Raw genomic sequence first — 25,840 nt, 5'->3', positions numbered from 1 at the left:
AGGCGCGCGCCCACCGTCTCCTGCCGAGGCGATCGGGCGCGATCCCACCTTCAAGTCAGCCCGAGGTCGACATGTCCCTCAGAGTCTTTTCCCGTCCCGGCGATCGCTCGGACCACCAACGGATCGCGTCGCTGCTGGCGAACGCGCTCGACGCCGATCAACTCCGCGCCGCCCAGGCGCTCGCCGCGCGCCGGCTGCTCACCCGCGACGGCGAGGCCGCGCCGGCCGACGGCTGCGCGATCACGCTGTCGCTGCTGATGCAGGGCGCCGGTTTCGACCTGCCGGAGCTGTTCTGGGCGATCGACGTGCCGGCGGCGCTGCTCGCGCGCGGCTGGATCGAGGTGCCGCCCGGCGGCCAGCGCGCCGGCGACATCGGCAGCACCTGCGGTGAGTCGCCGCATCACGGCGAGGACCATGTCTACCTGGTGGTGCGCCGGGTCAACGACGACGAAATGGTCGTCGTCGACAACCAGGCGGCGTACCCGCATTTCCGCTGGGCCAGCGCCCAGGGCGGCAAGACGCCGACGACGATGTTCTATCGCCCGCCGCCTTCGCCCTGACGACGCGGGCCGGCAGTCGGCGGACGGACCTTCCGACCTGCGGGCGGACCGTCGGCGAGCGGCCTCAGACCGCGCCGCCGCCCCCGACGTGGCGCGCCGCGCCCAGCATCTCGTGCACGTCGTGCGTCATCACCGCCAGGAAGGCGGCCAGGCCGATGTAGTACGCGGCGTACTCCCACTTCACCCGCGTCGGCACCGCGTAGTAGGTGCGGCCTTCCTCGCTGTCGGCGCGGTACTTCCAGGCCTTCACCAGCTGCGGGCCGGCCAGCAGCGCGATCAGCAGCAGCATCGGGCTGGGCCGGTACAGGAACAGCGCGACCAGCACCGGCACTCCCGCGAACCAGATCCGCGGCGACAGCACCGCGGTGATGCGGCCGCCGTCGAACGGCGACATCGGGATCAGGTTGAACAGGTTCAGGAAGAAGCCGGCGTAGGCCACCGCCAGCAGCCAGTCGAGGTCCCAGCTGCGGGCGAGCAGGTAGCAGACCGTCGCGCCGACGGTGCCCAGCAGCGGCCCGCCGAGGCCGACATAGGCCTCGGTCTGCGCGTCGTGGGGCATCTGCTTGAGCTCGATCCACGCGCCCACGAAGGGGATGAAGGTCGGCAGGCCGACGTTCAGGCCCTTCTGCCGGGCGGCGATGTAGTGGCCCATCTCGTGCACGAACAGCAGCGCGATGAAGCCCACCGCGTAGCGCCAGCCGAAGACCCACGCATACAGCAGCACCGACAGCAGCATCGTGCCGCCGCTGAACAGCAGCTTGCCCAGCTTCGCGCCCGACAGCAGCAGCAACAGCAGCTTGATCATCGGATCAGGTGCCGGTGGCCTCGCCGGAATCGGCTTGCGGCTTCTTGCGGCCGAACAGCTTCATCACCACGCCGCCCAGGCCGGCGACCGCCAGCAGGATGATCTTGGCGAACTTCAGGAAGAACGCGCCGATCACCGCGAGCAGGCCCAACTTCTTCGCGCCGACGCCCAGCACCAGCGCGGCCAGGCCGTACTCGGCGACCTTGTCGGTGCTGCTGTTGAAGTCGGCGTAGCGCTTGCCGTCGTTGAACTCGAGCGCGCCGAGCAGTTGCTGGGCATCGGCCTTGTACTTGGGCAGGTCGTTCAGCCCGGTGACCAGGTTCAGCGACATGTAGCCCTCGCGGCCCAGCGCGTAGGTGTTGTAGTTGACGCCCTGCGGCTCGTCGGCGGGCGCGCCGACTTCCTTGGACTTCATCGCCCACACGAGGCGGTGCGTCTCGGCGGCGTAGGTCGGCTCCTGGGCCCAGCCGGTGATCTCCAGCCCGCGGCCGCCCATCTTGCGGCGCTCCTCGTTGCTGGCCTCGGTGCCTTCCTTGAAGCTCTTGAGCATGTCGGCGGCGTCCCAGTGCTTGGCGTCGTCGTCCTTGATGTAGCCCGACTTCTCGAAGCGCAGCGTCGCGAACCAGTCGCCCTCGCCGCGGGGGAACACCACGCCTTCGAGGTGGCTGTAGTCGCCGGGGTTGCCCATCGCGTGCATCAGCTTGGCCGCGTGCGGCTGCGGCACGTAGACCTTGCCTTCGGGCAGGTGCAGCACGGCCTGGCTGGACAGCTTGACGTCCTGCGGGCCCTTGACGATGTCGTCCTTGGCGGCGGCGAGGACCTGGGTGAATTCATCCTGGCCCTGGGCCGACACGGGCGAGGCGGCGATGGACAGGGCGCCGAGCAGGGCGCCCAGCAGGACCCGCAGCGGGCGGGCGAAGGGGAAAACGGACATGGGAGGCTCCCTCGAAACGGTGTGGCGGTCCGGCCTCTGACGGGCCGAAGGGTGCGAGTCTATCGATCCCGCCAATCGAGAAAGCCGCACCACCCCCATCAGGGGGCGTCACATCCCGCCCTCGGTGACGAAAGACACACGGCCCGCCCGGGCCCCCCGCGTCGTGAAGAGCCCGCGCTCGGCCTCCCGAGGTTCAGGCCGCCGCCTGCCACTGCTTCGTCAGCTGGTCCCACTTGATCCGCGCCGCCTTGACGTGGCGTTCCTTGACGTGGCCATACCCCCGGATGTCTTCCGGGATGCGGGCCAGGTCGACCGCCACCGGCAGGCGTTCGGTCGTGAGGCCCTTGGCGAGGATGGCGTCGATGGTCGCGCGGTAGTCGGCGATCAGCTGGCGTTCCATCTTGCGTTCCTCGGTGTGGCCGAACGGATCGAAGGCGGTGCCGCGCAGGCCCTTCATCTTGGCCAGGACGCCCATGGCAGGGCGAACCCATCCGCCGAACGGGCGCTTGAGCAGCCGGCCCTGGTCGTCCTTCTTGGCGAGCATCGGGGGTGCCAGGTGGTGGACGACCTTGAAGTCGCCTTCGAACTGGCCCTTGATCTTGTCCAGGAACTTGGTGTCGGTGTGCAGCCGCGCGACCTCGTACTCGTCCTTGTAGGCCATCAGCTTGAACAGATAGCGGGCCACCGCCTCGGTCAGCCGCGTGCCGCCGACCGGGGCTTCAGCCTGGCGGACCTTCTCGACGAAGGCGCGGTACTGCTCGGCGTAGGCCGCGTTCTGGTAGTCGGTCAGGAATTCGACGCGCTTGGCGATCAGCTCCTCGACGCCCTGGCGCTTGACGAAGTTGATGACCTGCTGCGCGGCGAACAGCGACTGCACGGCCGCCAGGTCGTGGGCGCAGCGGCGGCCCCATTCGAAGGCGGCCTTGTTGTTGTCGACCTGCACGCCGTTGAGCTCGATGGCGCGCATCAGCGCGGCGTGGCTCAGCGGCACGCGGCCCTTCTGCCACGCGTAGCCCAGCATCAGCGGGTTGGTGTACAGCGAGTCGCCCAGCAGCTTGACCGCGACTTCCTCGGCGTCGAACAGGCCCAGGTGGGCCGGGCCGACGGCCTTGGCGATGGCGGCTTCGCAGGCCTGGCCCGGGAAGGACCAGTCGGCGTTGTTGACCAGCGTGGCGGTGGGCGAGCCGTGCGTGTTCAGCGCGACGAAGCTGCGGCCCTCGCGCATCACGGCCAGCGTCGTCTTGTTGGCCGCGACGATGGAGTCGCAGGCGATGACGAGGTCCGCCTCGGCCGTGCCGACCTTGGTGCAGTAGATCGCCTCGGGGCTGTTGGCGATCTGGATGTGGCTCCAGGTCGCGCCGCCCTTCTGGGCCAGGCCCGCGGCGTCCTGCGTGATGATCCCCTTGCCCTCGAGGTGGGCGGCCATGCCCAGCAGCTGGCCGATGGTGATCACGCCGGTGCCGCCGACGCCGGCCACGACGATGCCCCAGGCCTCGACCGGGTTGGGGATCAGCGGCTGCGGGATCGCCGGCAGCGACGCGTCGAACGGGCTGACGCGCTTGTCCTTCTTGGGCTTCCTGAGCTCGCCGCCCTCGATGGTGACGAAGCTCGGGCAGAAGCCCTTCACGCAGGAGAAGTCCTTGTTGCAGGTGTTCTGGTTGATCTGGCGCTTGCGGCCGAACTCGGTCTCCAGCGGCTCGACCGACAGGCAGTTGGACTGCACCGAGCAGTCGCCGCAGCCTTCGCAGACCAGCTCGTTGATGACGGTGCGCTTGGCCGGGTCGACCAGCTTGCCGCGCTTGCGGCGGCGGCGCTTCTCGGTCGCGCAGGTCTGGTCGTAGATGATGACCGTGGTGCCGGGGATCTCGCGGAACTGGCGCTGCAGCGCGTCGAGCTCGTCGCGGTGGTGGACGGTGACGCCGGCGGCCAGCGGCTTGCCGTCGTACTTCTCGGGCTCGTCGGTGACGATGACCAGCTTGGCGACGCCTTCGCTGACCAGGCTGTTCATGATCTGCGTGACGCTGTGGCCCTCGGGCCGCTCGCCGACCTGCTGGCCGCCGGTCATCGCGACGGCGTCGTTGTAGAGCACCTTGTAGGTGATGTTCACGCCGGCGGCGATGGACTGGCGGATCGCCAGGATGCCGCTGTGGAAGTAGGTGCCGTCGCCGAGGTTGCTGAAGATGTGCTTCTCGTCGGTGAACGGCGCCTGGCCGACCCAGGGCACGCCCTCGCCGCCCATCTGGGTGAAGGTCGCGGTGTTGCGGCCCGGCATCCAGGTGACCATGTAGTGGCAGCCGATGCCGCCGACGGCGCGCGAGCCCTCAGGCACGCGGGTGCTGGTGTTGTGCGGGCAGCCGGAGCAGAACCACGGCGTGCGGTCGGCGCCGCCGGCGGTCTTCTCTTCCGACTTGAGCGACTGCTCCTTGGCGTCGATCAGCGCGACGCGGGTGTCCAGGCGCGCGGCGGTGTCGGCGTCCACGCCGAGCTTCTTGAGCCGCTTGGCGATCGCGCGGGCGATGATGGCCGGCGTCAGGTCGGCCTGCGGGCGCAGCAGCCAGTTGTTGCTGGGGTTGGGGCGGCTCCACTCGCCGCCGCTCTGGTCGCCCTCGACCTCGTCGAACTTGCCCAGCACGTTGGGACGCACGTCCGGACGCCAGTTGTACAGCTCCTCCTTGAGCTGGTACTCGATCATCTGGCGCTTCTCCTCGATGACGAGGATCTCCTGCAGGCCCTGCGCGAAGTCGCGGGTGATGGTGGCCTCCAGCGGCCACACGACGTTGACCTTGTGCAGCCGGATGCCCAGGCGCCGGCAGGCGTCGTCGTCCAGGCCCAGGTCGTGCAGCGCCTGGCGGGTGTCGTTCCAGGCCTTGCCCGAGGCGATCAGGCCGATGCGGTCGTTGGGGGTGGAGATGACGTTGTGGTTGAGCCGGTTGGCGCGCACGTAGGCGAGCGCGGCGTACCACTTGTGGTCCATCATCCGCGCCTCCTGGTCCAGCGGCGGATCGGGCCAGCGGATGTGCAGGCCGCCCGGAGGCATCTCGAAGTCCTCGGGCATCAGGATCTGGACGCGGTCCGGATCGACGCTGACGCTGCTGGAGGACTCGACGATCTCCTGGATGGTCTTCATGCCGGACCACAGGCCGGAGAAGCGGCTCATCGCGAACGCGTGCAGGCCCATGTCCAGGATCTCCTGGACGCTGCTGGGGAAGAACACCGGGAAGCCGACCGCCTTGAAGACGTGGTCGCTCTGGTGGGCGGCGGTGGAGCTCTTGGCGATGTGGTCGTCCGCGGCGATCGCGATCACGCCGCCGTGCTTCGAGGTGCCGGCCATGTTGGCGTGCTTGAACACGTCGATGGAGCGGTCCACGCCGGGGCCCTTGCCGTACCACATGCCGAAGACACCATCGAACTTCTTCTTCTCGGGGAAGAGGTCGAGCTGCTGGGTGCCCCAGACGGCGGTGGCGCCGAGTTCCTCGTTCACGCCGGGCTGGAAGACGATGTGCTGCTTGGCCAGGTGCTTCCTGGCGGCCATCAGGGCCTGGTCGTAGCCGCCCAGCGGCGAGCCGCGGTAGCCGGAGATGAAGCCGGCGGTGTTCAGGCCGGCCAGGGCGTCGCGGGTGCGCTGCAGCATCGGCAGGCGGACCAGGGCCTGGACGCCGCTCATGAAGGCGCGGCCCTCGTCGAGTGCGTACTTGTCGTCCAGCGTGACTTTCTCTAGCGCACGCAGGATGTGTTCGGGCAAGGGGGCGTTCATGGGGGGATGTCTCCTGAGGGGTGGCTGACCTCGGCTCCCCGCTTGTGGCGAGTCCGAGTGCCTGAGCTGCCGGCGCGCCCAGTATGTTGGCGCGTGCAAAGCACAGCGATCAGTGTAGGAAACAATGCCCGGCGAGTGTTTTCTCGTTGTGCCCGGACGGGCCTGGGTTGAGCAAGAATCTTTCCCGAAACGTCGGAAGGGATTCGAATGGCATCGAAAAATGCGGCATCAGGGAAAACCATGAGGGCGACAGCGACATCGGCGGGCGCCGACGAGGAGGACGCGGGCGGCGCCGGCGGTTCGGCCAGCGGCGAACTGGACCGGTATCACGTGGCGATCCTGGCGGAGCTGCAGCGCGAGGCGCGGCTGTCGAATGCCGAGCTGGCGGCGCGGATCGGGCTGTCGCCGGCGCCGACCTGGCGGCGGGTGCGATGGCTGGAAGAGCAGGGCTTCATCACCGGCTACCGGGCGGAGATCGATCGGCGCCGGCTGGGCCTGGGGGTGCTGGCCTTCGTGCGGGTGGACGCGGACCGCAACAACGGCGCGGCGACGAAGCAGCTGGAGGAGGCGATCCGGCAACTGCCCGAGGTGATCGCCTGCCACTACATCAGCGGCGCGGGGACCTTCGAACTCGAGGTGATGGCCACCGACCTCGATGCGTTCAGCCGGTTCTCGATCGACACGCTGCTGAACCTGCCCAACGTGAAGGACATCCACACCAGCTTCTCGCTCGGAGAAGTGAAGGCTGGTGGGGCGTTGCCGTTGGGGCATCTGAAACCGAAGGCATGAAGGAGGTCAGGGAGGCATGACGTTGACGAGCGAACAAGAACGCCAGGACCGGCACGCGAGCGTGCTGAAGTTCTGGCACAAGATCGAGTTCTTCATTCCCTTCGACCTGCAGGGGCAGGTCATGGAGGCGACCGACGCCGAGTGGACGGTGCGGACGCTGTCGCGGCAGGCGCTGGCCGGGGCCGATCCCTCGTGGGAATGGCCGTGGGATTACTTCCCCGGCACCGAGGAACGCCTGACCGGCTACGAGGTCTACCTGGGCGTCTTCGACAAGTCCGAGTTGTCGACCGAGGTGCGGCGTGCCCTGAAGGTCGTGGCCACGGAAGCGGAGGTCCTGGCCGAGGAGGCGCGCGGCGACCTGGAGGGACTGACCTGCCTGGCGCGCATCCGGCTGAGCCCCGAGGGCGCGCCCCGGCTCGACGAGATCAGCGTCTCGACGGCCCCTTGGGCGCTGGGCCGGCTCCGTCGGCACGGGATGAAGGGGCTGGACTTCGACGCGTTCCAGCTCGGGCTGGCCGACTTGAAGCAGGCGCTGCAGACCTTCCGCGCGGAACGCGGCGCCGCGCTCGGCGATGGCTCCGGCCGGATGACGCCGGCGGAGCTGCTGGCCTTGCTCGACGTCCTCTCGCGATGGGCGGACTTCGAGGCGGCGCCGGGCGATCCCGCCGCGCCGGTCATCGCGATGCGCGCGCGCATCGCGCCGCCCAGGAAGAAGAAGGACGATGAGCCCGGCGACCCGCCTGGGGAGGCACCCGCCGGTGCGGCGGGTGATGCGCCGACCGAGCCTGCGAACCCGTCGTCCGCGAACGCCAAGGCGGAGGAGGGCGACGAGGACGATGACGACGACGCCGAGACCGAGGTCGGCATCCTCAACAGCTTCTACGCGCAGGACTTGGCTCGCGCGATCGCGGGGCTGTCGGCCGGCCAGACGAGCGCGGCCCTGCAGGCCTACCTGACGCCGGGCGATCCGTCCTCGCGGATCGACCTGTATGGCCCGGACGGACGCGTGCTGATGGCCAGGACGCTGTCGCCTTCGGCCATGAACGCCGGGCATTGGCTGGACCAGCCCGACCATGCGATGAGCTTGATGCAGCAGTTCGCGATCAACAGCGTGCGGGAGCGGCTGCGGGACGGCGGGATCTTCTCCGTCAACGGGCCGCCCGGCACAGGCAAGACGACGCTGCTGCGCGACCTGTTCGCCGACAACATCGTGCGCCGCGCCGATGCGCTGGCGGCGTGCGCCAAGGTGGCCGACGCATTCACCGGGCAGACTATGACCGCGGCGTTCCAGGGCGGGGAGGCGCATGAGATCCAGGTCCTGCACGAGTCGCTGTGCGGCTACGAGATGGTGGTGGCGTCCTCCAACAACGCGGCGGTGGAGAACATCTCGGGGGATCTGCCGAAGACCAGGTCGCTGGGCGAGGCCTGGCGGGATCCGGCGGGTCGTCCGCGCGTGGGTTACCTGCGGACGGTGGCCAGGAACCTGCTGGCGCGCGGTCCGAAGGGCTATGCGCGGTTCGATGTCGACGACGACCCCTGGGGCTTGATCTCCTGCGCGCTGGGCAAGAAGGCGAATCGGGAGCGGGTGATGGCCGGCCTGCGGTGGGCGGGACCGAGCCGCAACGCGCCGCCGCCGGCCAACTTCGACAAGCAGGAGCACCAGTCGCTGTGGACCTGGCTCCGCCAGGGCGGACCGGCTCTCGCCTTCGCGGAGTCGAAGGCGGCGTTCCTGCGAGTCCGCCACCGCGTCGACCGGGCGATGGAAGCGTTGCAGGCGCATGCGCGGTGGCACACCGGTCTTCAGGCGCAGGGCGTCGAGGGCTTCGTCGCGGCGCAGGCCCTGGCCTGGGATCGCACCGCGCGCGCGCTCGCCGAGGCGGAGCAGGTCGAGCGGGATTGCCGCGGCCGGCTCGCCGTCTGCACGACTCGGCAGCGTGCGCTGGTGGCTAGGAAGCAGGCGATCAAGGCGACCCAGCCTCAAGGCCTGTCCGTCCTCTCATGGAGGGCTCGGCAGCGCCATCGGAACAAGCGTCGCGCCATTCATGCGCTGCTGTGCAAGGCCCATGACAAGCGAGCCGGCATCGTGAAGGCGCTGACAGCCGCGATCGAGCACAGAAGCGATGCGGCGAAGACCGAAGACGTGGCCAACCTCGCGCTGGCCGAGCGGCTCGCCGAATGGCAGGCGCTGGAGCGACGCCATCGGCGCCTGGACCGCGCGTTCGCCCAGGCAGGTTGCCCGCCGAACCTCGACGACCTGGAGAGCGACGACTGGCAGATCTCGGGCCTGTGGCGCAGCGCGCTGATCAATCGTCGGCGCAGCGCGTTGTTCGCGGCCGCGCTGGGCTTGCACGAGAGCTGGCTGTTCGAGGCGATGGGCACGGACTTCAAGTTCAACGTGTTCGCGATCAGCCAGTTGCTCGACGGCAAGCGGCTGCCCGATCCCGAGGCGGCGCTGGCGGTGTGGCGCAGCCTGTTCATGGTCGTGCCGGTGATCTCGAGCACCTTCGCGTCGATCGCCAACCAGTTCCGCGACCTCGGCCCGGCGTCGCTGGGCTGGCTGTACATCGACGAGGCGGGGCAGGCGGTGCCGCAGTCGGCGGTGGGGGCGCTGTGGCGGGCCAAGCGCGCGGTGGTGGTCGGCGACCCCTTGCAGATCGAGCCCGTCTTCACCGTGCCGCTGCCGCTGATCGACGCGCTGGCGAAGGTCAGCGCGCTGCCGGCGGACCTGGAGGTCTCGCCCGCGAGGACCTCGGTGCAGGGCGTGGCGGACCAGGCCAATCCGGTCGGCACGCAGGTCGCCGCGGGCGGTCGCCAGACGTGGATCGGCAGTCCGTTGCGGGTGCACCGGCGCTGCGTCGATCCGATGTTCTCGATCGCCAACGAGATCGCCTACGACAAGAAGATGGTGTTCTTCGCGCCGCACGATCCCGCCAAGCGCCAGCCGCCGCCGGGCACGCTGGACCTCGGACCGAGCGCGTGGGTGCGATCCGCCGGCCCGACCGGCGACAAGCAGGTGGTGCCGGACCAGATCGCCCTGGTCGCGGAGGCGCTGATCCGGCTCTACGCGGCGATCGGCGCCCTGCCGCCGATCTACCTGATCTCGCCTTTCAAGCGGATCAAGGGCGCGCTGGCCGATGCGCTGTCGGACCGCAAGCGTTGGGAAGCGCTGCTGCCGGAAGGAACGCCGCCACCGGACAAGCAGGCGCTGAAGGCCTGGTGCAAGGCGCGGATCGGCACGGTGCACACCTTCCAGGGGAAGGAGGAGAGCGTGGTCTGGTTCGTGCTGGGCTGCGACGCGCGGACGGCGGGCGCGGCGTCCTGGGCCTCGAGCCAGCCCAACCTGCTGAACGTCGCGTTGACGCGGGCGAAGCATCGCTGCTTCCTCATCGGGGACGACGAGTTGTGGGGAGGCCTGCCCCACTTCGACAAGGCGGACGAGCAGCGATTGCCGCGCATCTCGCCGCGGGAGTTCCTGCGCCGCATGTCGGCCGCGCCACCGCTGCGCTGACGCCACCCAGGACGTGAATGGCCGCCGGTTCCCCGGCGGCCTTTGGGAGCGGTCAGTCCCGCTTTCGGACGAGATTCAGAACTCGATTGACCACAAATACCAAAGCGGTGGTCACCGGCACGAAAGTGGCGCTATATAAAAGGGTTGGCCATTCTCCGAATATCGTTCGATAGACGAGGGGGTGAATAACGGCGAGCGTGAGGGTGAATCTCGCCACCCAGCGCCAACCCAATTCATCCGACGATGGTTTGAGCAAGGGCACTTACTGCTCTTTGGTTTTCTTGTTATCGGATAGGCCTCCGGCGACGAAGCCGGTCACGGCGCCGCCGATGAAACCACCGACGAACCCGACGGCAGCGGCGGGGCCGGCGATCGCCCCGGTGACCGCGCCGCCGATGCCTCCGGCAACCGCGCCGATGTAAGCGCCATTGACTGCCGACTGGGTGTCCCAGCCTCCCGAGACCATGGCAATTTCCTCCGCCGTCAGTTCTTGAAGACCGGGTGCGGAGATTTGGATTGCGGACATGAGATTTCCTTGAATGAAAGAAATGCCGCCAGACTGGCGACGATCACGCGAATCGCAGTTCATCTGCAAATCGCACCGTCACCCTAGCGGCATTCTTCGGTTTTGGGTATCCGACTGTTTGCGCTAGCCCATTACTGCTACTCCGCGACATCTGCGTTGCTGTATTGGTCGCATTCGCAAGCCCCTGTACCGCATCGATCCGGGGGACGGCTGGCATAGTCGGCGGTCCCCCTCGCTCGCCCCGGCCGCCATGACGCTACCGCTCCGACATTTCCTGCTCGCGCTCGCCGTGGTGGCCATCTGGGGAAGCAATTTCGTCGTGATCCGCTGGGGCCTGGACGCGTTCCCGCCGCTGCTGTTCGCCGCGTTGCGCTTCACGCTCGCCGCGGTGCCGGCGATGTTCCTGCTCCCGCGCCCGAAGGTCGGCTGGCGCAACCTTGCCGCCTATGGCGCCTTCGTCGGCGTCGGCCAGTTCGGGCTGCTCTACCTGGCGATGCGCTCGCAGATCTCGCCGGGGCTGGCCTCCCTCGTCATCCAGACGCAAGTGTTCTTCACGCTGCTGCTGGCCATGCGCATGAGCGGCGAACGCGTCCAGGGCTTCCAGTGGCTGGCGCTCGCGATGGCCGCTGCCGGCATCGGCGTGATCGCCTCCCACACCGACGGCTCGACCACGGTCCTCGGCCTGGCCATGGTGCTGCTGGCCGCCCTCAGCTGGTCCAGCGGCAACATCGTCGGCAAGCGCGCCGGCGCCGTGAACATGCTGGCCTACGTCGTCTGGAGCAGCGCCTTCGCCGCGCCGCCGCTGTTCGCGCTGTCCTTCATCGTCGAAGGCCCGGCCCAGATGGGCGAGGCGCTGCGCCACGCCAGCCTGGGCGCCTGGGCCGCCGTGCTCTGGCAGTCGTTCGGCAACACGCTGTTCGGCTACGGCGCCTGGAGCTGGCTGCTCTCGCGCCATCCCGCCGCGACCGTCGTGCCGATGGCGCTGCTGGTGCCCGTGTTCGGCATGAGTTGCTCCGCGCTGCTGCTCGGCGAAGGCCTGCCGCCCTGGAAGCTGATGGCCGCCGCGCTGGTGATCAGCGGACTGGCCATCAACCTGCTCTGGCCGCGCGTGCGCGGCGTGCTGAAGGCGGCCTGACGATGCGCCGCGCGCTCGCCAGGCTCGTGGCGATCGTCGCCGCGGCGGTGCTGGCGCCGATCGCCGCCGCGCAGTTCGTCCCGCCCGACAAGACGGCATCCGCCGCGGCCCCGTCCGTGCGCGACCAGGAAATCGCCCAATGCCTGCCCGGCGAGCTCAAGACCTGGGGCGACGGCCAGGACAAGGCGATCGCGACGCGCTCGCTGCGCTTCGCCTACCGCCACGACAACGCGCCCGCCTGGTTCAGCGAACCGCAGGTGATGGCGCTGGTGCGACGCTCGGCCGAGGCCTGGTCCGACTGCGGCCTGCGTCTCACGGTGTTCGCCGTCCCGCGCGGCAAGGTGCCGCCGGAGGACGCGATCCAGATCCTGTGGAGCGACGTCGGCAGCCGCGGCCAGTTCGCGCTGGCCAACGTGACCGCGCGCAGCCTGTCGATCGGGCCGGGGCTGTTCGCGCTGCTGCGCGAGCGCAATCCGAAGCACCCCGCAGAGCAGACGCTGCAGATGGTGCTGTCGCACGAGATGGGCCACTTCTTCGGCCTGATGGCGCATTCGAAGCGCTGCGTCGACACGATGTCCTACTACGACAACGGCAAGGGCGAACGCTGCGCGCTGCGCGATCCGAAGAGCTGGGGCAGCGTGGTCGAGTACCGCTCGATGCTGCCCACCGCCTGCGACATCGCGCGCTGCCGGGCGCTGAACCGCTGACGCCGTCGCGGCGTATGCTGGCGCGATGAACTCGTCTCGACGCCATGTCCTCGCCGCCGCGCTGGCCCTCGCCACCGGCGTTGGCGCCCACGCCCAGGGCCCGAAGCAGAACCTCGAGGTCGAGCTGCGCTGGGTGGAATCCGAGCTCAGCGCATCGACGGTGGCCGGATCGCGCGACGGCAGCACCGTGGTCAGCACCGGCGGCAGCGTGTCGCCGCGTGGCGGCGTGACGCTGTCGACGGAGAACCGCGAGCAACGCCAGCAGTTGTTCCCCCGGATGCTGGTGCTCAACGGGGCGCAGGCCTCGTTCACGATGACCGAGTCGACGCCGATCCAGTGGGTCGACGTGGCGCTGGATCGCCGCCAGGGCCAGGGCGATGGCCGCGATCGGGTGGTCGTCGTGCCGCGCCAGGGCATGGCCGAACGGGTGCGGGGCATCGTCGTCAAGCCGAGTTGGCCGGGTGGGCGCAGTCCGGTGAACGTCGAGGTCCGCGCGACGGACCAGGCGCAGATGCCCCAGGGCGGCGCCTATGGCACCTCGCTGCCGGACGCGCAGCAGCGTCCCAGCACCGATGTGCTGAGCACCGTCCAGGCGCCGCTGGGCGTGTGGGTCACGATCGCGCGCACCGGCGGCGTCGCCACCACCGCGAGCCGCAACGTCTACAGCACGCGCGACGCGGAGGTCCAGAAGCTCCGCGAACTGCAATTGCGGGTCGACGTCGCGCCCTGACGCCGCACCCTGACGCCACGCGTCGACCCCCGGTCCAGCCACGCCGGACCTCTGCCCGCGACGCGCGCCGAACTGGCTCCATACAGGTTCCTTCGAACCCGCTGACGGGCTTGATTGGTATTTGACTGGTGTTATTTTTCCGACCGTTCCGCTAAGCTGCGGCGTCCTTTGGAGGCCCCGCATGTCCGTTCGAGTCCTGTCCCGCGTCCTGACCACCCTGACCGCCGCGCTGACCGCGGCCGGCGCCTTCGCGGCGTCGCCCGCGCCGGCGGCTTCCGCGGCCGCAGCGACCGGTGCGGAAGCGCCGGGCTACGCGCTCTTCGGCGGCAAGCCGGTCGAGTTCGAACGCACCGGCGGGAAGGTCGTCGGCATCTACGTCCCGAACTGGGAGCCGGTCGAGCTGATCGAGCGCGTGCCGCCGCAGAACCTGACGCATGTGCTCTATGCCTTCCTGCGGCTGTGCGGCCCGGGCCAGTTGGAGAAGGACGCCGCCAAGTGCGTCGGCAAGAAGGATTTCGAGATCGGCACCGGCCCGGTCGACGAGCGCTTCAACGCCGCCTTCCTGCGCTACAAGCAGCGCGCGCCGCACCTGAAGATCGTCGCGTCGGTCGGCGGCTGGGGCGGCTCCGATCCGATCTTCCACCTGGCCGGCGACCCGGCGAAGCGCGCGGTGTTCGCCGCGTCCGCGCAGCGTTTCCTGCGCGAGCATCCGGCCTTCGACGGCATCGACATCGACTGGGAGCACCCGGGCAACAACGGCGCGGCCAACGGCGTGCAGCTGGGCTCGCCGAAGGACGGCCAGTCCTACGCCGAGCTGATGGCCGACCTGCGCCAGGCGCTGGACGCGCTGACCGCCGAGACCGGCCGTCCCTACCTGCTGACGACCGCGGTGAACCCGATGGACTCGATCGTCGGCAAGATCAACTTCAAGGACGCGTCCAAGCCGCTCGACCTCGTCTTCATGATGAGCTACGACTTCTACGGCATGTGGTCGCCGGTGGCCGGCCATCACACGACGCTGCGGTCCTCGGGCCCGCAGGCGGACGACAGCCTCGAGCGCGCGGTGCGCAACCTGGAGACGGCCGGCGTGCCGCGCGGCAAGCTCGTCGCCGGCGTGGCGATGTACGGCCGCGGCTTCACCGGCGTGAGCGAGACGAAGGCCGGCGCCGCCAAGACCGGCGCCTACCCGGGCGGCGAGGGCGCGCAGGGCTATCGCGAGATCGCGGGCCGCATCCTGGACGCCAAGGGCAACGGCCGCGCGGGCTACCAGTCGGTGTGGGACGCGCGGACGCAGTCGTGGTCGCTGTTCAACCCGAAGCTCAAGCTCTGGATGGGCTACGACGATCCGCGCGCGGTGCTGGCCAAGGGGCGCTTTGCCCGCGACATGGGCCTGGCCGGCGTCTTCGCCTGGGAGCTGAGCCAGGACAACGGCGACCTGCTCAACGCGATGAACCGGGGCGTCGGCAACCTGCCGCTGGCGCAGGACGGCGCGGCCCCGAAAGCCGCGCAGAAAGAACCGCGCCGGTAACTCGCGCGGCCGCCTCGCCGGCCTACCATCGCGCCCATGACCGCCTCGACCCTTCCCGACGCCACGGCCGCCGCCGTGCCCGCGCGCCTGCGCCTGGCCTTGATCGCCCACGACGGCAAGAAGGACGAGATGGTGATGCTCGCGACCGAGTTCGCCGGCTTCCTGCGCGGCTGCGAGCTGGTCGCGACCGGGACGACGGGCTCGCGGCTGACGGCCGAGGTCGGCCTGACGGTCGAGCGCATGCTGTCCGGCCCGCACGGCGGCGACCTGCAGATCGGCGCCCGGCTGGCGGTGGGCCTGATCGACGGCGTCGTCTTCCTGCGCGACCCGATGACGCCGCAGCCGCATGAACCCGACATCAACGCGCTGGTGCGCGCCTGCGACGTGCACAACGTCGCCTGCGCCACCAACGTGGCCAGCGCGCGGCTGATGCTGCGCTCGCTGGCCGAAGCCGGCGCGGGCACGCCGGCGCGGGAGTAGAGTCCCCGCTCGACGCCGGCGATCCCCCGATCGCGCGGCGGACGGCAAGGAGACTCCGATGCAACGACGTTCCCTGATCGCCGGCGCCACCGCGCTGAGCGCGCTGTCGACGATCGCGCCCGCCGCGCGCGCCCAATCGGGCAGCGCCGCGCCACGCATGCTGGCGGCCGAGCAGATGTGGTTCATCTTCCTCGAGACCGGCCGCCCGGTGCCCGACGACAAGGCCGCCGTCGAGGCCATGCAACGCGGCCACCTCGACAACTTCAAGCGGCTGTTCGCCGAAGGCAAGCTCTTCGCCGCCGGACCGATGCGCGACCCCGCGCGGGTCAAGCGCGGCATCGTCGTGGTGCAGGCACCCAACCGGCAGGTGCTGATGAACTACTTCCAATCCGACGAATACATCCGCGAGGGCTACATGACCGTCAACGCGCAGATGGCGACGGTCCACCAGGCGCTGCACCACACCGGCATCGATCCCAACGGGATCGAGGAAAACCGGATCGTCCTGTTCAGCCGCGCGGAGGAGAAGGACAAGGAGGCGGTGCCGGTCTTCCTTCAACGCGCCCTGGACGACGGGGTCATCGGGGCGTGGTACTCGCTGGAGGACGGGCCGGTCGGGGAAGTCGTCTTCATGCGCGGCACCGAGGAGACGGCGTTGCGCAAGACGATGGCGGAGTACCCCGGACTCTCCGATCAGCGCGTCACCATGAAGATCTGGGCGCAGTGGTTGGGGAAGGGCGTCCTGCGGTAGACCGAGCACGTCGGCGAAAGCCGGGGCACCCCCTCGCTCATACGCCTCGCAGGCTCCGCAAATCGCTCGGGGGTGCCCCGTCTTTCGCCGACCAGATCACCGAGCCATCGCGGCGGATTCGGCGGTGGGACGGACCTCGTGAGAGGTCCGTGCCCTCAACGGGACAGCGGCAACGGATAACTCGCCAGGCTCGCGTGGCCGGAGGCCGAGACCGCCTGGACGCCGAAGATCAGGTTGTCCTTGGACAGCGGCAACGTCACCGTCGTGACCTTGCCCACGTCCTTCGCGCCTTCCCAGGCCTGCGACTCGCTGCGGCGCCAGACCACCCGGTAACCCGTCAGGTCCGGGTCGGTGTTCGCGGTCCATAGCAGCGTCGTGTCGTTCGTCAGCTCGCGCGCGTCGATCCGCGCGCCCTTCACCGGCGAAGGCGCCCACGCCAGCGTCGCCAGGCCCGCCAGGTTGACCCGGGCGACATCCGCCACGTAGCCGAAATCGACGAACTCCGGCAGGTCGCCGTAGACCACGCCGTTCTCGGTGCGCAGGTTCTGGTGCTGGTGACGGAAATCCTCGAAAGGCTCGGAGAAGCGCACCGCCGCGTAGCCGCGCTCCAGGAACGGCAGGTGATCGCCGCCGCGCAGGTAGCGGTCGCGCCGCTGGATCAGCTCGATCCGGAACCCCGGCAGGTAGCGCTCGCCCTCGGCCTGCAGGTGCCGGCCGAACTGCTGCGTCGGCAGGTCCTCGCCCCCGCCCGCCACCGCCAGCGGCTGCAGCTGCGCGCGGATCGCCGCGTTGGTCTTGGCCTCGTCCTCGTTGGCCGGCGTGTTGGCATTGGCGTTCACCAGCAGCCGCAGCAGCGGATCGAAGCCGTCGGCGAACAGCCGCAGCCGCTTCGGGTCGTGCTCGCCCTTGTCGCCGCGCGAGCTGCCGACGATGTCGTTGGTGATCATCCCCTCGACGTTGAGCCCCTGCGCCCGCGCCCGCCTCGCCCAGTGCCGCGCGCCGAGCAAACCCTGCTCCTCGCCCGGCACCGCCATGAACACGAGCGTCGCGTCGAAGCGCTGCTTCGCCATCGCGCAGGCCATCTCCATCACCGCGGCGGTGCCGGAGGCATCGTCGTTGGCGCCGGGCGCCTCGCCTTGCGCGTCCATCACGTCGCTGTTGCGCGAGTCGTAATGCCCGCTCACCACCAGGATCCGCTCGCGCGGCGTGCCCGCCGACGCGCCCGGCAGCGTGGCCACGACGTTCACCAACTCCGTCGGTGCCGACAGCCGGTTGCCGGCCGGCTCGACGAACGCGTCCATCGTCACCTGCAGCCGCCCGCCGGCCTTCGCGCCGCAGTCCTTGAGCTGGCGCTCGATCCAGCGCCGCGCCGCGCCGATGCCGCGCGTGTCGCTCGCCGTCTCGGAGGCCGTGTGGCGCGTGCCGAAGGCGGCGAGCCGGCGGATGGTCCGCTCGATGCGCTCGGCGGAGACGTCCGCCAGCATCGGCGCCACGCGCGGGTCGAGCGGCGGCGGCGCGGTCTCGGATGCCGCGCGCGCCGTCGCCGACGCGGGCCCGGCGGCCGGCGTGGTCTGGGCGAAGGCGGCGCCGGCGATGAGCGCCCAGGCAGCGGCGGCGGCGGGGATCAGGCGGGGCAGGCTCATGGGCGGATCAGGCGAGGTGTTGGTGGAGGAAGTCCAGCGTGCGGGTCCAGGCGAGGTCCGCGGCGGCGCGGTCGTAGACCTCCGGCCGCGTCGAGTTGGAGAACGCGTGGTCGGCGACGTAGCGGTGGATGACCGGGTGCTTGCCGGCGGCCTGCATGCGGGCCTCCAGCGCGTCGACCTTCTCCGGCGTGCACCAGTCGTCGCGGGTGGCGAAGTGGCCGAGGAACGGGGCCGCGATCTTTGCCGGGTCGGCGAACTCGGCCGGCGGGATGCCGTAGTAGCAGACCGCCGCCTGCAGGTCCTTGACGTGGACGCCGGCGGCGATGGTCAGCGCGCCGCCCATGCAGTAGCCCATCACGCCGACGCTGCCGCAGCCCAGGTGCTCGCGCAGGTGGTCCAGCGCGCCTTGCAGGTCCTGCGTGGTGGCGTCCGCGAAGTCCAGCCCGTTCATCATGTGGCTGGCCTCGTCGGCGTCGCTGGCGATGCGGCCGCGGAAGAGGTCGGGCGCCAGCGTCGTGATGCCGGCGGAGGCCAGGCGTTCGGCGATGTCCTTGATGTGGGGCTTCAGGCCCCACCACTCCTGGATCAGGATCATGCCGGGCGCGCCGTCGCCGGCGCTGGCCAGGTAGCCGGAGGAGACCGCGCCGTCAGGGCGCTCGAAGTCGATCATCTGTCCCATGGGAACTCCCGGTGAGAGGAACGAAGGATGAGGAAGAATCGGCTCCCTCGACGACAACATCACGGGCGGCCCGGTGGGCGGTCGCATCCTGAGGGAGGAAGCTGTGAGTCTGCACGAGCGCTTGTACCAATGGACGGCCAGCCAGGGCCTGGATGCGAGCAGCGCACGGCGCTTGCGCGCGCTGTCCGGCGTCGATGATCCGCCGGCCGATGCCTGGACGCCGCTGCGCCGCGGCGCGGGCACGCTGGCCGCGGGGTTGATCGGCTTCGGGCTGATCCTGTGGGTCGCCGCCAACTGGGACGACTTCGGCCGCGCGCTGCGCTTCGGCCTGCTGGAGGCGGTGCTGGCCGTCGCGCTGGTCGCCGCGGCGCTGCTCGCGGCCTGGCGCGCGCCGCTGGCGCTGGCCGGCTTCCTGACGCTGGGCGGGCTGCTCGCGTACTTCGGCCAGACCTACCAGACCGGCGCGGACACCTACCAGCTGTTCGCGCTCTGGGCGGCGTTGGGCCTGCCGGTCGCCTGGGCCGCGCGCTCGGACCTGGTGTGGACGCCGTGGGCGGTCGTCGTGGCGACGGCGATCGGCCTGTGGATGGAGACCTTCGGCGGACATGCGTGGCGCTTCGACGCGACGACCGTGCCGGTGCATGCGCTGGGGTTCGTGGCGTACGGCGCGTTGTGCGTGGGCATGGGCGCGCGGCCCGGCGCGCGCGCGCAGCCCTGGGCCTGGCGCGTCGCCGTGCTGGCGTCGGTGATCGCGATCTCCGGCACGGGACTGGGCGCGCTGTTCGCGCGGCACGTGGCGCCGCAGTTCTATTTGGCGCTGGGCGTGATGGGCGTGGGCCTGGTGCTGGCCTGGCGGCATGCCGAGGTCTACGCGCTGAGCGCGCTGGCGCTGGCCGTCGACACCCTGCTGGTGGCGGGCCTGGCGCGCGTGGTCATCGACGCGCGCGGCGACATCGGCGGCGCTTTCCTGATCGGCCTGGTGGCCTGCGGGCTGCTGGCGGTCAGCGTGAGCCTGATCATGCGGCGCGTGCGCGCGACGGAGGCACGGGCATGAGCGACACCGACTGGATCGACCGCGCCCGGGCCGAAGGCCTGGCGCCCGCCACCGACGGCCCCGTGCCGCGTCCCTGGCCGGTGGTGCTGCTGACGGCGCTGGGCGCCTGGCTGGCGGTGCCGCCGTTCATCGCGATGTTCGCGATGCTGTTCGGCGGGGACTGGCATCGCGGGCCGATGCCCTACATCGAGGGCGTGGGGCTGCTGGCGCTGGCAGTCCTGCTGCTGCGCGGCCGCGCGACGCCGGTCTTCCTCGAGCAGGCCGCCGTGCCGCTGCTGCTGACCGGCGGCGTCTGCCTGGGATTCGGGCTGACGCGGGACCTGTCGCATGCCGGCGCCGCGTGGGTTGGCCTGGCCGTCGGCGCCGCGTTGATCGTGCTGCTGCGGCAGGGCTGGTTGCGTTTGCTGCTCGGTGTCGGGATGGCGGCGCTGGCGGGTTTCCTCGGCCACCTGGCACTGGAGGGAATCGCGCCCCGAGCTTGGTACCAGCACGACGGCGGCCTGTCGTTGGCCGCCGCCGCGCTGTTGCTGGCGGAGGGGCTCGTGCTGTCGATGCTGCAGGCGCGGCTGGGACGCGAGGGGCGCACGGCCGAGGTGGCGGCCGCGCTCGAGCCGGTGCTGACCGGCTGGTGGATCGCGGTGCTGGTGATGCATGCCGTGGCGGCCGGCTGGTCCTTCGCGGCAGGCGGCGTGCTGGGCGGTGGCTTCATTCGCGACGTCGGTCCCGGGCTGACGACCTCGCATCTGGTGCTGCTCGGCGCGAGCCGCGCGCTGTCGGTGCTGCTGACGCTCGTGGCGGCGCTCTGGCTGCTGCGCCGCTGGCAACCGGCGAGCGCGTCGCGGTTGTTGCCGCCCCTGGTCGCGCTGGCGGCGCTCGCCGCGCTGATGCCCGCGCTGGGCGGCATCCTGCTGGTGCTGGCGCTGATGGCGTCGACGCGGCGCTGGCGGCTGGCGGTGCTCGCCGGCGTCGCGGCGGTGTGGGCGCTCGGCGCGCTGTACTACGAATGGGCGATGCCGCTCGCGCACAAGTCGCTCGCGCTGGTCGTGGCCGGCGCGGTGCTCGCGGCGTGGGTGCGCTGGCTCGCCTGGCATCCGGCCCGGCCGGAGGATGGCGGATCGTCGGCCGTGCTGGCGATGCGCGGCGCTCCCGCGATCCTCCTCGGCGCGGGCGTGCTGGCGCTGGCGGTGGTGAACATCGGCATCGCGGGCCGCGAGCGGCTGATCGATACCGGACGCCCGGTGTTCGTGAAGCTGGCGCCGGTGGATCCGCGCTCGCTGATGCAGGGCGACTTCATGCAGCTGAACTACGAGCTGCCCGGCGTTGGCCCGCGGTGGCGCACGCCAGACCCCGCCGATCCCGACGGCGGACCGCTGTGGGGCCGGCGGCCGCTCGTGGCGGCGACGCTGGACGCGCGCGGGGTGGTGCAGTCGGCGCGGCTGCTCGCGCCCGGCGAGGCGCCGCCGGCCGGCGCGCAGCTGCTGACGCTGACGCCCAAGGACGGGGGCTGGACCTTCGTCTCCGACGCGTGGTTCTTCAGGGAGGGCGAGGCGCAGCGCTGGCAGCCGGCGAAGTACGGCGAGTTCCGCGTGACACCCGACGGCAAGGGCCTGCTGGTGCGGGTGGTGGGGGAAGACTTGAAGCCGTTGTGACTCAGCCCGCGGTGTCGCTCGGGTCCTTGGCCGACTTGTCGTCCGCCGGGCCCCAGCCGTCGATGGCGACGTGATAGCGCGTCGAGCGGCCCGCGCCGACGCGGCGCAGGAAGCCGAGTTCCTCCAGCTGCTGCAACTCGCGCGAGGCCGTCGCGCGCGAGGTGGCGCCGATGCTCTCGTACTTGCGGGTGCTCATGCCGCCTTCGAAGCCGTTCGGGCCGGCGTCGAGCAGCAGGCGCATGACCTTGCGCTGGCGCGTCGACAGGTCGGCGCCTTGGTGCTCCATCCAGAACCTGGTCGTTTCCAGCACCACGTCGATTGCCTGGCAGGCTTCCCGGCAGCAGGCGCAGACCTGGTCGAGGAACCACTCCACCCACCGCGTGACGTCGACGACCTGCGACTCGCGCAGGCCCTCGTAGTACGCCTCGCGCTCCTTCAGCAGTTGCTTGGACATGCGGATCACGCGACTCGAGGGACCCATCTCGCGCGCGAGCACCAGGTCGATCAGGGTCCTGCCGATGCGGCCATTGCCGTCCTCGAACGGATGGATGCTTTCGAACCAGACATGAGCGATCGCGGCGATCACCAGGGGATCCTTGCCCGGCGTGCCGTTGAACCACTTGACGAAGCGTTCCATCTCCAGCAGGACCCGCGAGGACGGGGGCGCCTCGTAATGCACCTTCTCCCTGCCGACGGGGCCGCTCACGATCTGCATCGGTCCCGGATGGGATCGATAGGCCCCCACCTCGATTTTCCGAAGCCCGGAACGGCTTTCGGGAAATAGCGCTCCCTGCCAGGACCACAGGCGTTCATGCGTCAGCGGCACGGCGCAGCGGATGAGCGCGTCGTCCATGACGTCCAGCAGACCTTCGATGTCGCGCGGGACATGCGGTCCGATCCCTTCGTCGATGCCGAGCCGGCGCGCCACGGAGGACTCGACCGACATCCGGTCGTAGCGCTCGCCCTCGATCGCGGCGGTCGCGATGGCCTCGTCGCTCCATGCCGATGCCGCCAGGATCGCGCGGTGACGCGGGCTGATGGAAGCCCATTTGCCTTCGACCATCCCTTGCATCCGCTTCGCTACCAGCAGCGCCTGGGTCACGCGATCCATGTCGAAACGCAGATGCGGCCAGGCCGGATCTTTCCAGATGAGAGGAAGCTCGTACGTCATGCGAATGGATGGCTAATCGACTCAATATTTGAGTCGATTATGGGCGCTAATCGCCTCACGCGAGCGCGTTCACTCCGCGTCCAACCCGGCCGGCTCGCCGCCGTCGACCATCAGGTCGATCAGTTCGCGCAGGAACGCGAGGGCTTCTTCGGCGGTGGCAAAGTAGTACTCGCCGCCGAGGTCGGCGGCGTCGCCTTCGGGACCGACGTGCACGACGGACCAGCCTTGCGCGCCGCCCTCGATCGCGCAGATCCCGAAGCTGCCCGGCGCGAGCTCGCGCGCGGAGCCGGCGGTGACGAAGATGTCCTTGCCCCGATGGGCGAAATAGCGTTTCAGCACGAGGAGATGGAATGAAGGCAACCTGGAACGGCGAAGTCATCGCCGAGAGCGACGACACCGTGGTGGTCGAAGGGAATCACTACTTCCCGATGGACGCGCTCAAGCGCGAATTCACCACGTTCAGCAACCACCGCACGACCTGCCCGTGGAAGGGCCAGGCGCACTACTTTAGCCTGCTGGTCCACGGCGACATGAACCCGGACGCCGTCTGGTATTACCCCGAGCCCTCCGAGGCCGCCGCCAACATCAAGGACCGCGTCGCCTTCTGGAAGGGCGTCCAGGTCAGCGAGTGACCCCCCGCCGGGCCGCCTAGAATCGCCAGCGCCGCCATCCGGCGGCACTTCTGCAACCGACCGGACCTCGCATCATGGGCGTGATCTTGCTGGAGGCGCTCGGCGCCCTCGCGCTGCTGATCTTCATCGTCTGGTGGACGATGTTCTCCGGCCGCAAGGGCGGCGAGCGGCCCGACGACCGCGACGCCGCCTGAGCGCCGCGGCCCCGCCGCTCAGCCCTTGGGCGGCACCAGGAAGCTCAGCGGCTGGCGGCGCATCCGCGTCCAGATCGCCGCGCGCACGCGCTGCTGGTCGGCCAGCCGGATGCCGCGCGAGCGCAGCGCCACGCGGAACGCCAGCAGGAAGCTGACCCCGACGTTCAGCACCCCGGTCCCGAGGATGCTGATCACGCACAGCCAGAACGGCCAGTGCCGCAGCACGTCCCAGCCCAGCGCCCCGGCCGCCGCGGCCAGCTGGCCGGTCGACAGCGTCACGTGCCGGACCTCCAGCGGCAGCCCGAAGAAGCCCAGCAGCGACGGCACCAGCCCGAGCATCAGGCCCAGGCTGATGTTGGCGGTCAGCCCGGAGATGTTCTCCCGCCACCAGCGCGACCAGCGGGCCGCGCGGCTCGCGCCCAGCCGCGCGACGATGCGCGGGTTCCACGCGATCGCGCTGTCCAGCCGGTGGAAGACGAACCAGTTCTCGACCCAGCCCGCGATCAGGCTCGCCGCGAACAGCAGCACCCCGGTGAAGGCCGCGAAGAACAGCGACGGCCCCAGCACCGTCAGCGAGTGCAGCACGTACTCGGCCTCCTTCGGGCCCACCAGCGGCTTGCCCAGGGCCAGCCAGGCCGCCATCTGCACCACCAGCACCATCGGCGCGGCCAGCGCCAGGTTGCCGATGATCCCGGCCGTCTGCGAGCGGAACAGGTGCGCGACCTCGTCGACGAAGGCCTGCAGCCCGGCGTCGCTGTCGATGTGGCGCAGCTTGTCGGCCAGCGCCGGCGCGGTCATCGCCGGCTGCTTGGTCGCGACCGTCCAGTGCAGCAGCAGGATGATCACGAAGCTGACCGCGTAGTTCACGCCGGCCCAGAAGCCGCCCCAGAACGCCGACAGCCCCAGCGCCATGATCGCGAACTTCATGAAGGTGGTGCCCGCGATCACCAGCCCGCCGCCGCCGGCGCGGCGCAGCATGTCGCCGTACTCCTCGCGGTTGCGGGTGATGTAGTGCTCGCCGGTCTCGGCGCTGCGTTCGGCGACCTTGCGCGCCAGCAGCGAGTAATGCCGCGCGAACAGCGTGCGGATGCTGCGCCGGTCATGCACGACCGACACCAGGCTCGCCACCAGCCGCAGCAGCTCGCGCTGCGGATGGTCCGCCAGCAGCACCGCCAGCAGGTCCTCGACGCGGCGCAGCCGCGCCTGCATCTGGTCGACGCCGAACATCAGGTCCACCGAGACGCCGTGTTCCTCCAGGTGGTCCGGCACCGAGCGCACCGCCGCGCGGCATTCGTCGAGCAGGCCGCGCAGGTACTGCAGCTTGCCCGGCAGCCCGGCCGTGTCGTGGTCGTCCAGCGCATGGTCGACCTGCTCCCACGCGGTGGCGAGGTTGCGGAACGGCCGCCGCGCCAGCAGCTGCGGGTCCATGCGCACGCGCAGCGCGCCGGACAGCCCGGCCGAGCGCACCGCGCTCACCAGCACCGTGATCGCGGCGCGCATCTCCTCGCGCCAGTCGCCCTCGGGCGCGCCGGCGAACAGCAATCCCAGCCGCCGCAGCAGGTCGTCGTCGACGGCGTTGATCCAGCGCTCGTCGTCCTCCTCGGGGAAGAGCAGCTCGAACAGCTCGGACAGGTCCTTGGTGTCGGCGCTCAGTGGCAGCAGGCGCCGGCGCAGGCGGCCGAGGAACTCGTTCCACAGCGCCATGCGCGGCGCGAAGCCGACCTCGGCGAACAGGCTGATCGCGTCGACGTCGGCCCAGACGCTGGCGATGACCTCGGCGAAGGCCCGGGCGTGCTCGGGGTGGCGCTCCAGCATGTGGAGCAGGTACTTCAGCCGCCGCACCGGCAGCGGCGCGGAGGGCGCGGCGGCGGTGTCGCCGGACGGGGCCGCGGCCCGTTCGTCCTTCAGCGGCGCGTGCCGCAGCCATTCGATCAGCCGCACCAGCCAGAGGTTGCGGTCGGCCAGCGAGGCCTGCGGATGCGCCGCGTTGAGCAGCGCGGTGAGATCCCAGCCTTGACGTCGGAACATCAATGCAGCGATCCGGAATCGGCCAGCAGGAACTCGGGGATCTCCGAGTAGAAGACCTCGGCGTGTTCGGTGACGCACAGGAAACGGCCGCTCATCGTGCCGTGGCGGGTGCCGATCTGCGCCCAGGAGCTGTACTGGAAACGCTCGCCCGGCTGCAGCAGCGGCTGGTGGCCGACGACGGCCAGCCCGTGCACTTCCTGGACCTTGCCGGTGGCGTCGACGATGGACCAGTGGCGGCCGATCAGCTGGGCGGTGACGTCGCCCTGGTTCTCGATGGTGATCGTGTAGGCGAAGGCGAACTCGTCGCGCTCCGGGACGGTCTGCTCCGCGAGGGGCTCGACGGCCACGGTGCAGTGGAAATGCGGATGTGCCATCGGGGGATTCTAGGCGTCGCCTCGGCTATGCTGGGTACCGCACACAGCACAAGCAGAACCCGCTCGAACGGACCACTCCGCCGCCGGCACCGCCCCGGCGCATCCGTCATGGAGACAAGGGCAGCACTTCCGGGCACCCCCCATCGCGCCGACCGCCGCCGCGCCCTCGCGCGTGGCTGCGCGCTGGCCGGCGTCCCCGCGCTCGCGCT

22 protein-coding genes are annotated in these 25,840 nt (G+C 70.3%); 12 read left to right on the top strand and 10 right to left on the bottom strand.

The annotated features are described in order from the left end of the window. Window positions 1-71: 71 nt before the first annotated feature. Window positions 72-560, top strand: a complete 489-nt coding sequence (locus N5D62_RS14190) for a hypothetical protein (protein ID WP_279758483.1) — start codon at window positions 72-74, stop codon at window positions 558-560. 64 nt (window positions 561-624) lie between these two features. Here N5D62_RS14190 and N5D62_RS14185 read toward each other — a convergent pair whose 3' ends face one another. The 3 genes from N5D62_RS14185 to N5D62_RS14175 form a co-directional block, all read right to left on the bottom strand. Next, window positions 625-1,365 (bottom strand): site-2 protease family protein, encoded by a 741-nt coding sequence (locus N5D62_RS14185; protein ID WP_279758482.1) that lies wholly within the window; start codon window positions 1,363-1,365, stop codon window positions 625-627. 4 nt (window positions 1,366-1,369) lie between these two features. Then, window positions 1,370-2,299, bottom strand: coding sequence for a DUF2167 domain-containing protein (locus N5D62_RS14180; protein WP_279758481.1), 930 nt, complete (start codon window positions 2,297-2,299; stop codon window positions 1,370-1,372). A gap of 193 nt (window positions 2,300-2,492) precedes the next feature. Next, window positions 2,493-6,053 carry an indolepyruvate ferredoxin oxidoreductase family protein gene (locus tag N5D62_RS14175; RefSeq protein ID WP_279758479.1) on the bottom strand — a complete coding sequence of 1,187 codons (3,561 nt, stop codon included), beginning with the start codon at window positions 6,051-6,053 and terminating at the stop codon, window positions 2,493-2,495. 240 nt (window positions 6,054-6,293) lie between these two features. Between N5D62_RS14175 and N5D62_RS14170 the strand changes: the two genes are divergently transcribed. Then, on the top strand, window positions 6,294-6,842 hold the full coding sequence (locus N5D62_RS14170) for an Lrp/AsnC family transcriptional regulator (protein ID WP_279758478.1): 549 nt from the start codon (window positions 6,294-6,296) through the stop codon (window positions 6,840-6,842). A gap of 16 nt (window positions 6,843-6,858) precedes the next feature. After that, window positions 6,859-10,350 carry an AAA domain-containing protein gene (locus N5D62_RS14165; protein ID WP_279758477.1) on the top strand — a complete coding sequence of 1,164 codons (3,492 nt, stop codon included), beginning with the start codon at window positions 6,859-6,861 and terminating at the stop codon, window positions 10,348-10,350. A 262-nt stretch (window positions 10,351-10,612) separates the two neighbouring features. Here N5D62_RS14165 and N5D62_RS14160 read toward each other — a convergent pair whose 3' ends face one another. Next, window positions 10,613-10,876 carry a hypothetical protein gene (locus tag N5D62_RS14160; protein WP_279758476.1) on the bottom strand — a complete coding sequence of 88 codons (264 nt, stop codon included), beginning with the start codon at window positions 10,874-10,876 and terminating at the stop codon, window positions 10,613-10,615. A gap of 250 nt (window positions 10,877-11,126) precedes the next feature. Between N5D62_RS14160 and N5D62_RS14155 the strand changes: the two genes are divergently transcribed. The 6 genes from N5D62_RS14155 (at window position 11,127) to N5D62_RS14130 (ending at window position 16,207) form a co-directional block, all read left to right on the top strand. Further along, the gene (locus tag N5D62_RS14155; protein ID WP_279758475.1) at window positions 11,127-12,011 is read left to right on the top strand and encodes an EamA family transporter; all 885 of its coding nucleotides are present in this window, start codon (window positions 11,127-11,129) and stop codon (window positions 12,009-12,011) included. A gap of 2 nt (window positions 12,012-12,013) precedes the next feature. Then, window positions 12,014-12,718 carry a hypothetical protein gene (locus N5D62_RS14150; RefSeq protein ID WP_279758474.1) on the top strand — a complete coding sequence of 235 codons (705 nt, stop codon included), beginning with the start codon at window positions 12,014-12,016 and terminating at the stop codon, window positions 12,716-12,718. Between the two features lie 25 nt (window positions 12,719-12,743). Beyond that, a complete protein-coding gene (locus N5D62_RS14145; protein WP_279758473.1) occupies window positions 12,744-13,448 on the top strand; it encodes a hypothetical protein in 705 nt (234 codons plus the stop codon). A gap of 181 nt (window positions 13,449-13,629) precedes the next feature. Beyond that, window positions 13,630-14,976: a glycoside hydrolase family 18 protein gene (locus N5D62_RS14140; protein WP_279758472.1), complete on the top strand. Its 1,347-nt coding sequence runs from the start codon at window positions 13,630-13,632 to the stop codon at window positions 14,974-14,976. 36 nt (window positions 14,977-15,012) lie between these two features. Next, window positions 15,013-15,456: a methylglyoxal synthase gene (locus N5D62_RS14135; RefSeq protein ID WP_279758471.1), complete on the top strand. Its 444-nt coding sequence runs from the start codon at window positions 15,013-15,015 to the stop codon at window positions 15,454-15,456. Window positions 15,457-15,514: 58 nt separating this feature from the next. Then, entirely contained in the window at window positions 15,515-16,207 is a 693-nt protein-coding gene (locus N5D62_RS14130; protein WP_279758470.1) for a hypothetical protein, read from the top strand. Between the two features lie 155 nt (window positions 16,208-16,362). On the opposite strand, the gene N5D62_RS14125 is transcribed toward N5D62_RS14130, so the two are convergent. After that, window positions 16,363-17,850 (bottom strand): M28 family peptidase, encoded by a 1,488-nt coding sequence (locus tag N5D62_RS14125; protein WP_279758469.1) that lies wholly within the window; start codon window positions 17,848-17,850, stop codon window positions 16,363-16,365. 7 nt (window positions 17,851-17,857) lie between these two features. Then, the gene (locus tag N5D62_RS14120) at window positions 17,858-18,529 is read right to left on the bottom strand and encodes a dienelactone hydrolase family protein (protein WP_279758468.1); all 672 of its coding nucleotides are present in this window, start codon (window positions 18,527-18,529) and stop codon (window positions 17,858-17,860) included. Between the two features lie 103 nt (window positions 18,530-18,632). Here N5D62_RS14120 and N5D62_RS14115 point away from each other — a divergent pair, with 103 nt between their 5' ends. Together N5D62_RS14115 and N5D62_RS14110 are read left to right on the top strand one after the other, a co-directional pair. Continuing rightward, entirely contained in the window at window positions 18,633-19,583 is a 951-nt protein-coding gene (locus N5D62_RS14115; RefSeq protein WP_279758467.1) for a DUF2157 domain-containing protein, read from the top strand. Then, window positions 19,580-21,232 carry a GDYXXLXY domain-containing protein gene (locus tag N5D62_RS14110; protein ID WP_279758466.1) on the top strand — a complete coding sequence of 551 codons (1,653 nt, stop codon included), beginning with the start codon at window positions 19,580-19,582 and terminating at the stop codon, window positions 21,230-21,232. Before N5D62_RS14115 ends, N5D62_RS14110 begins: the two co-directional genes overlap by 4 nt. Window position 21,233: 1 nt before the next feature. On the opposite strand, the gene N5D62_RS14105 is transcribed toward N5D62_RS14110, so the two are convergent. Beyond that, on the bottom strand, window positions 21,234-22,403 hold the full coding sequence (locus N5D62_RS14105) for a Fic family protein (protein ID WP_279758465.1): 1,170 nt from the start codon (window positions 22,401-22,403) through the stop codon (window positions 21,234-21,236). A 69-nt stretch (window positions 22,404-22,472) separates the two neighbouring features. Then, window positions 22,473-22,742: a hypothetical protein gene (locus N5D62_RS14100; RefSeq protein ID WP_279758464.1), complete on the bottom strand. Its 270-nt coding sequence runs from the start codon at window positions 22,740-22,742 to the stop codon at window positions 22,473-22,475. Between the two features lie 11 nt (window positions 22,743-22,753). Between N5D62_RS14100 and N5D62_RS14095 the strand changes: the two genes are divergently transcribed. Continuing rightward, window positions 22,754-23,035 carry a DUF427 domain-containing protein gene (locus N5D62_RS14095; protein WP_279758463.1) on the top strand — a complete coding sequence of 94 codons (282 nt, stop codon included), beginning with the start codon at window positions 22,754-22,756 and terminating at the stop codon, window positions 23,033-23,035. 212 nt (window positions 23,036-23,247) lie between these two features. Here the strand turns inward: N5D62_RS14095 and N5D62_RS14090 are convergent, their stop codons facing one another. Beyond that, window positions 23,248-25,257 carry a site-specific recombinase gene (locus N5D62_RS14090; RefSeq protein WP_279758462.1) on the bottom strand — a complete coding sequence of 670 codons (2,010 nt, stop codon included), beginning with the start codon at window positions 25,255-25,257 and terminating at the stop codon, window positions 23,248-23,250. Further along, a complete protein-coding gene (apaG, locus tag N5D62_RS14085) occupies window positions 25,257-25,631 on the bottom strand; it encodes a Co2+/Mg2+ efflux protein ApaG (protein WP_279758461.1) in 375 nt (124 codons plus the stop codon). The genes N5D62_RS14090 and apaG overlap by 1 nt, the downstream gene beginning before the upstream one ends. Window positions 25,632-25,840: the final 209 nt, after the last annotated feature.

It is taken from the genome of Mitsuaria sp. GD03876, from assembly GCF_029840635.1.
Taxonomy (GTDB): Bacteria; Pseudomonadota; Gammaproteobacteria; order Burkholderiales; family Burkholderiaceae_C; genus Roseateles.
The sequence above is the reverse complement of the archived record's forward strand: the minus strand, read 5'-3'. Positions and strand labels throughout refer to the sequence as shown.

Excerpts from the sequence above, each read along its gene's own strand:
- N5D62_RS14190 (WP_279758483.1), top strand. The coding sequence starts at position 72 with ATGTCCCTCAGAGTCTTTTCCCGTCCCGGCGATCGCTCGGACCACCAA.
- N5D62_RS14185 (WP_279758482.1), bottom strand. The coding sequence starts at position 1,365 with ATGATCAAGCTGCTGTTGCTGCTGCTGTCGGGCGCGAAGCTGGGCAAG.
- N5D62_RS14180 (WP_279758481.1), bottom strand. The coding sequence starts at position 2,299 with ATGTCCGTTTTCCCCTTCGCCCGCCCGCTGCGGGTCCTGCTGGGCGCC.
- N5D62_RS14175 (WP_279758479.1), bottom strand. The coding sequence starts at position 6,053 with ATGAACGCCCCCTTGCCCGAACACATCCTGCGTGCGCTAGAGAAAGTC.
- N5D62_RS14170 (WP_279758478.1), top strand. The coding sequence starts at position 6,294 with ATGAGGGCGACAGCGACATCGGCGGGCGCCGACGAGGAGGACGCGGGC.
- N5D62_RS14165 (WP_279758477.1), top strand. The coding sequence starts at position 6,859 with ATGACGTTGACGAGCGAACAAGAACGCCAGGACCGGCACGCGAGCGTG.
- N5D62_RS14160 (WP_279758476.1), bottom strand. The coding sequence starts at position 10,876 with ATGTCCGCAATCCAAATCTCCGCACCCGGTCTTCAAGAACTGACGGCG.
- N5D62_RS14155 (WP_279758475.1), top strand. The coding sequence starts at position 11,127 with ATGACGCTACCGCTCCGACATTTCCTGCTCGCGCTCGCCGTGGTGGCC.
- N5D62_RS14150 (WP_279758474.1), top strand. The coding sequence starts at position 12,014 with ATGCGCCGCGCGCTCGCCAGGCTCGTGGCGATCGTCGCCGCGGCGGTG.
- N5D62_RS14145 (WP_279758473.1), top strand. The coding sequence starts at position 12,744 with ATGAACTCGTCTCGACGCCATGTCCTCGCCGCCGCGCTGGCCCTCGCC.
- N5D62_RS14140 (WP_279758472.1), top strand. The coding sequence starts at position 13,630 with ATGTCCGTTCGAGTCCTGTCCCGCGTCCTGACCACCCTGACCGCCGCG.
- N5D62_RS14135 (WP_279758471.1), top strand. The coding sequence starts at position 15,013 with ATGACCGCCTCGACCCTTCCCGACGCCACGGCCGCCGCCGTGCCCGCG.
- N5D62_RS14130 (WP_279758470.1), top strand. The coding sequence starts at position 15,515 with ATGCAACGACGTTCCCTGATCGCCGGCGCCACCGCGCTGAGCGCGCTG.
- N5D62_RS14125 (WP_279758469.1), bottom strand. The coding sequence starts at position 17,850 with ATGAGCCTGCCCCGCCTGATCCCCGCCGCCGCCGCTGCCTGGGCGCTC.
- N5D62_RS14120 (WP_279758468.1), bottom strand. The coding sequence starts at position 18,529 with ATGGGACAGATGATCGACTTCGAGCGCCCTGACGGCGCGGTCTCCTCC.
- N5D62_RS14110 (WP_279758466.1), top strand. The coding sequence starts at position 19,580 with ATGAGCGACACCGACTGGATCGACCGCGCCCGGGCCGAAGGCCTGGCG.
- N5D62_RS14105 (WP_279758465.1), bottom strand. The coding sequence starts at position 22,403 with ATGACGTACGAGCTTCCTCTCATCTGGAAAGATCCGGCCTGGCCGCAT.
- N5D62_RS14095 (WP_279758463.1), top strand. The coding sequence starts at position 22,754 with ATGAAGGCAACCTGGAACGGCGAAGTCATCGCCGAGAGCGACGACACC.
- N5D62_RS14090 (WP_279758462.1), bottom strand. The coding sequence starts at position 25,257 with ATGTTCCGACGTCAAGGCTGGGATCTCACCGCGCTGCTCAACGCGGCG.
- apaG (WP_279758461.1), bottom strand. The coding sequence starts at position 25,631 with ATGGCACATCCGCATTTCCACTGCACCGTGGCCGTCGAGCCCCTCGCG.